The following is a 5624-nucleotide window of genomic DNA, read 5'->3' as shown; positions in this document are numbered from 1 at the left end:
GCGTTCACCGCCGGAGTCAGCGTCGACTGGACCCGCTGGTTCCGCACCGACCCCGCACCCCGCACCATCGACCTGCCCACCTACGCCTTCCAGCGGCGGCGGTACTGGCTGGACGGGCGGGGTGGCCACGGTGGCGACCCGGGCGACCTCGGGCTGGGGCCCGCGGAACATCCGCTGCTCGGCGCCGCCGTGGAACTCGCGCAGGGCGGCGCCCATCTGCTGACCGGCCGGCTGTCGCCGCGGACCCATCCGTGGCTGAACGACCACCGGGTGCTGGACACCGTACTGCTGCCGGGCACCGCCTTCGCCGAACTCGCCCTGCACGCGGCCGCGCGGACCGGATGTGACCAGGTGGCGGAGCTGACCCTGCACGCGCCACTGGTGATTCCGCAGGGCGAGGCGGTCGATGTGCAGATCGCGGTGGCCGCTCCCGATCACACGGGCGAGCGTCCGATCACGGTGCATTCACGGCCGGCGGCCGACACCGGCGACACGGCCTGGACCCGGCATGCCACCGGTGCGCTCGCCGCCTCCACCGCGCCCGACTTCCCCGCCCTGGAGGGCGCCTGGCCGCCTCACGGGGCGACACCGCTCCCCGTCGAGGACTTCTACCGGCAGCTCGCCGACCACGGATATCACTACGGACCGTCCTTCCAGGGCCTCACCGCCGCGTGGCGGCTGGACGGCGACGTCTACGCCGAGGTGTCCCTGCCCGAAGGGGAGCGCGAGGGCACGGCCGCGTACGGCATCCATCCCGCCCTGTTCGACGCCGCGCTGCACGCCCGTGCCCTGGACGTCGCCCCCGACTCCGAGGACGCGCACCGGATCCTGCTCCCGTTCACCTGGAGCGGTCTGCGGCTGTGCGCCACCGGCGCGGACACCCTGCGGATCCGCATCACCCCGACGGCATCGGACCGGCTCACCCTGCTCGCGGCCGATCCGACCGGCGCGGCGGTGGCCGTCGTGGACGATCTGATCCTGCGCCCGGTGCCGGACGGGCAGTTGGGCCGGGCTCGTGCGGCGGGCAGGAATTCGCTGTTCCAGCTGGCCTGGACGCGGATGACACCGGCCGAGGGCGCCCCCGCGTGCCGTTCGGCGGTGATCGGTCCGGCCGGCGGTCCCCTGGCCGACGCGCTGCCGGATGCCTCCCACCTCCCGGATCTCGCCGCCGTGCGGGCGGCCGTGGCGGACGGGGCCCCGGCCCCCGATGTGGTGTTCGCCCTCTTCGGCTCTTCCGCCGATGGCTGCGGCGATCCGGTGGAGCGCACCCATGACCTGGTCGGGGAGGCCCTCGGGGTGCTGCGGGAGTTCCTTGCCGCTCCCGAATGCGCCGACGCCCGGTTGGCGGTGGTGACCCGTGGGGCGGTCGCCCCGCAGAGCCATGACGATGTCCACGATCTGCCCGCCTCCGCCGTGTGGGGTCTGGTGCGCAGCGCCCAGTCGGAGAACCCCGGCCGGGTCCTGCTGCTCGACCTCGACGGACTGGACCTCGACGGACTCGACCTCGACGCACTCGGCCTCGATGGCCGGGATGCCTCGCTACGGGCCCTGTCCGACGCCGTCGCCTCGGGCGAGCCCCAGCTGGCGCTGCGGGAGGGGGTGGCGTACGTACCGCGGCTGGTCCACGACGACGCGGCCAAGCGGCTCACCCCGCCGGAGGGGTCGGCCACGTGGCGTCTGGGGCTGACCGGCCACGGCAGCCTGGACCAGCTGGCGCTGGTCGACTGCCCGGACAACACCCGCCCGCTGGGCCGGGGCGAGGTCCGGGTGGCGCTTCGGGCGGGTGGGGTGAACTTCCATGACGTCGTGGTGGCGCTGGGCATGGTGGAGGACCCCAGGCCACTGGGCGGCGACGGTGCGGGGGTGGTCGTCGAAGTCGGGCCCGGCACCGAGGAGTTCGCGGTGGGCGACCGGGTCATGGGCCTGTTCAACGGCACCGGGTCGCTGGTGGTCACCGACGTCCGGATGATCACCAGGATCCCCGTGGGGTGGTCCTACGCACAGGCGGCCACCACACCGTCCGCCTTTCTCACGGCCTACTACGGTCTCGCCGATCTCGCGGGGCTGCGGGCCGGGGAGAAGCTGCTGCTGCACGCGGCCACCGGTGGGGTGGGCCTGGCGGCCGTGCAGCTGGCTCGCCACTGGCAGGCCGAGGTGTTCGCCACGGCGGGACCCGCGAAGTGGCACGCGCTGCGGGAGCGCGGTTTCGACGACCGTCATATCGCCTCCTCGCGCGCCCTCGACTTCGAAGAGGTGTTCCGCGCCGCCGCCGGATCGGTCGACGTGGTGCTCAACTCCCTGGCCGGTGACTTCATGGACGCCTCCTTGCGGCTGCTGGCCCCCGGCGGTCGCTTCATCGACATGGGCCGGACCGACGTCCGCGACCCCGAGGAGGTCGGCGCCCGGTATCCGGGGGTCGTCTATCGCGCGTTCGACCTGGTCGGCGGGGCGGGTCCGGATCGCATCCGGCAGCTGCTGGCCGAGTTGTCGACGCTGTTCGAGAACGGGACACTGCAACCGCTGCCCACCACGCTGTGGGACATCCGCCGGGCCCCCGAGGCGTTCCGCTACTTCAGCCAGGCCCGCCACATCGGCAAGATCGTGCTGACGCTCCCCACCCCCCTCGACCCGGAGGGCACGGTCCTCATCACCGGTGGGACGGGCACCCTCGGCGCCGCCACCGCCCGCCATCTGGTGGCGCACCACGGCGTACGGCGGCTGCTGCTCATCAGCCGCCGGGGCCTCGACGCACCGGGGGCCACGGAGCTGGCGGCCGAACTGACCGAGCTCGGCGCACACGTCTCCATCGTGGCCTGTGACGCGGCCGACCGGACCGCCCTGGCCAAGCTGCTGGAGACCGTCCCCGACCGCCATCCGCTCACCGCCGTCGTCCATGCCGCCGGGCTGCTGCGCGATACCACGGTCGAGGCGCTCACACCCGATCAACTCGACGAGGTGCTGCGGGCGAAGGCGGACGCGGCGTGGAATCTGCATGAACTCACCCGCGACGCCGGGCTGTCGGCGTTCGTGTTGTTCTCCGCGGCCGCCGGGCTGCTGGGCGCCGCGGGCCAGGGCAACTACGCGGCGGCCAACGCCTTCCTGGACGCGCTCGCCGTGCACCGTCATGCCCAGGGCCTGCCCGCCACCTCCCTGGCCTGGGGGTACTGGGCCCAGGCCACCGGCATGACCGGTGGGATGACGGACACCGACCGGGCACGGCTGGCGAGGGCAGGAATGGTGGGGCTGGAGACCGAACAGGGCCTCGCACTGCTCGACATCGCACTCGACAGCGGCCTGCCGACCCTGGCGCCCGTCCGGCTCGACCTGACCACGATGCGGCGTGAGGCCCACGCCGACGATCTGCCGCCGCTCTTCAGGAGCCTGGTGCGCGGCACCGCCCCGCAGGCGGCCACCGGAGCCGTCGCCCCGGGCGGGACGGCACCGGCCGAGGCGTTCGCCGCCATGTCCGGGGAGGATCGGCGGCAGGCGCTCCTCAAGCTGGTGCGCAGCGCCACGGCGACGGTGCTGGGCCATGACACGGCGGATGCCATCCACCCCGCCCAGAACTTCCGGGAGCTGGGCTTCGACTCGCTGACCGCCGTGGAGCTGCGGAACCGGCTGGGCGCCGCCACCGGACTGCGGCTGCCCGCCACGCTGGTCTTCGACCACCCCACGCCCACGGCGGTGGTGCGGCTGCTGGAGGAGCTCCTGGTCCCGGCCGGGACGGTGGCTGCGGACTCGCTCCTCACCGGCCTCGACTCCCTCGACGCCGCCTTGACCGGGGGGATCGCCGACCGGGAGCAGCGGGCCCGGATCGCGGCGCGGCTGCGGGAGCTGCTGCGCAAGGCGGACGGCCCATGGCAGGACGCGGACGGCGACGACGACGCCGAGGAGGATCTGGCGTCGGCCAGCGACGAGGACTTGTTCCGGGCGCTCGACAACGAGCTGACTGTCCCCTCCGACGACAGTCTCCGATGAATGACGACAGTCTCCGATGAATCAGGACAGCCGTGACGATCGGGTTGATGCGATATGACGGATGACGAGAAGCTCCGCAGCTATCTCAAGCGGGCGACCGCCGATCTGCGTCTGGCCAGGCGGCAGTTGCGCGAGGTCGAGGACCGCGCCCGGGAGCCCATCGCCATCGTCGGGATGGCCTGCCACTTCCCCGGCGATGTGGCGACCCCCGAGGATCTGTGGCGGGTGGTGGACGAGGGCGTGGACGTCATCTCCTCGTTTCCCGAGGACCGTGGCTGGGACCTGGAGAGCCTCTACGACCCGGATCCGGAGCACGTCGGCACCAGCAGCGCCCGCGAGGGCGGATTCCTCCGCGATGTGGCCGACTTCGACGCCGAGTTCTTCGGGATCAGCCCGCGTGAGGCGGCGGCGATGGATCCGCAGCAGCGGCTGCTGCTGGAGACGGCGTGGGAGGCGTTCGAACGCGCGGGGCTCACGCGGGAGGCGCTGAGCGGCAGTGCCACCGGGGTGTTCGCCGGGGTGGACTCGTACCACTATCTGTCGCTCATCGGCCAGACGACGAGCGACTCGGCGGGCTACGTGGCCACCGGAAACCTCGGCAGCGTGGTCTCGGGCCGGGTGTCGTACTCGTTCGGCCTGGAAGGGCCCGCGGTCACGGTGGACACGGCGTGCTCGTCGTCACTGGTGGCCACGCATCTGGCGGTGCAGGCGCTGCGGCAGGACGAGTGCTCGCTGGCCCTCGCGGGCGGGGTGACGGTGATGGCCACGCCCGGTGGGTTCACCGAGTTCTCGCGTCAGCGCGCGCTGTCCCCGGACGGGCGGTGCAAGGCGTTCGCGGCGGCGGCCGACGGCACGGGCTTCTCCGAGGGCGTCGGTCTGGTGCTGCTGGAACGGCTGTCGGACGCGCGGCGCAACGGCCATCGGGTGCTGGCGGTGATCCGGGGCTCGGCGGTCAACCAGGACGGTGCGTCGAATGGTCTGACGGCGCCGAACGGGCCGTCGCAGCAGCGGGTGATCCGGCAGGCCCTGGCCAATGCGGGACTGTCGCCGTCCGAGGTGGACGCGGTGGAGGCGCACGGTACGGGCACGACGCTGGGCGATCCGATCGAGGCGCAGGCGCTGCTGGCCACGTACGGCCAGGGCAGGCCGGAGGACCGCCCGCTGTGGCTGGGCTCCATCAAGTCCAACATCGGACACACGCAGGCCGCCGCCGGGGTGGCGAGCGTCATCAAAATGGTGCAGGCCCTGCGGCACGAGGTGCTCCCCGTCTCCCTGCACATCGACGAACCGACACCGCATGTGGACTGGGGCGCGGGCGAGGTGCGGCTGCTGACCGAACCCGTCGAGTGGGCGGCGAACGGACGGCCGCGCCGTGTGGGTGTGTCGTCGTTCGGCATCAGCGGTACGAACGCCCATCTCATCCTGGAGCAGGCACCCGAACCGGCCGAGGCCGCCCCCGCATCGGACACCTCGGGGAGCGGGGTGTCGGCGAGTGATGTTTCGGCGGGTGGTGTTTCGGCGGGTGGTGTGGTGCCGTGGGTGATCTCCGGACGTGGCGCCGAAGCGTTGCGCGGTCAGGCACGGGCACTGGCCGAACGACTGGCCACCAACCCCGAAACATCAGCGGAGGAAGTCGGCTGGTCACT

Annotated in this window: 2 protein-coding genes; both read left to right on the top strand. The window is 72.8% G+C overall.

The features are described 5' to 3' along the window. Window positions 1-3978 (top strand): SDR family NAD(P)-dependent oxidoreductase (locus J2Z30_RS49115; protein ID WP_209469203.1); only part of this gene is annotated, 3978 nt, incomplete at its 5' end. 54 nt (window positions 3979-4032) lie between these two features. Continuing rightward, window positions 4033-5624, top strand: a 1592-nt coding sequence (locus J2Z30_RS49110) for a type I polyketide synthase (RefSeq protein ID WP_209469202.1), incomplete at its 3' end; no start/stop codon positions are given.

Source organism: Streptomyces iranensis (genome assembly GCF_017874715.1).
GTDB lineage: Bacteria > Actinomycetota > Actinomycetes > Streptomycetales > Streptomycetaceae > Streptomyces > Streptomyces iranensis.
This window is presented reverse-complemented; position numbering and strand designations above follow the sequence as displayed.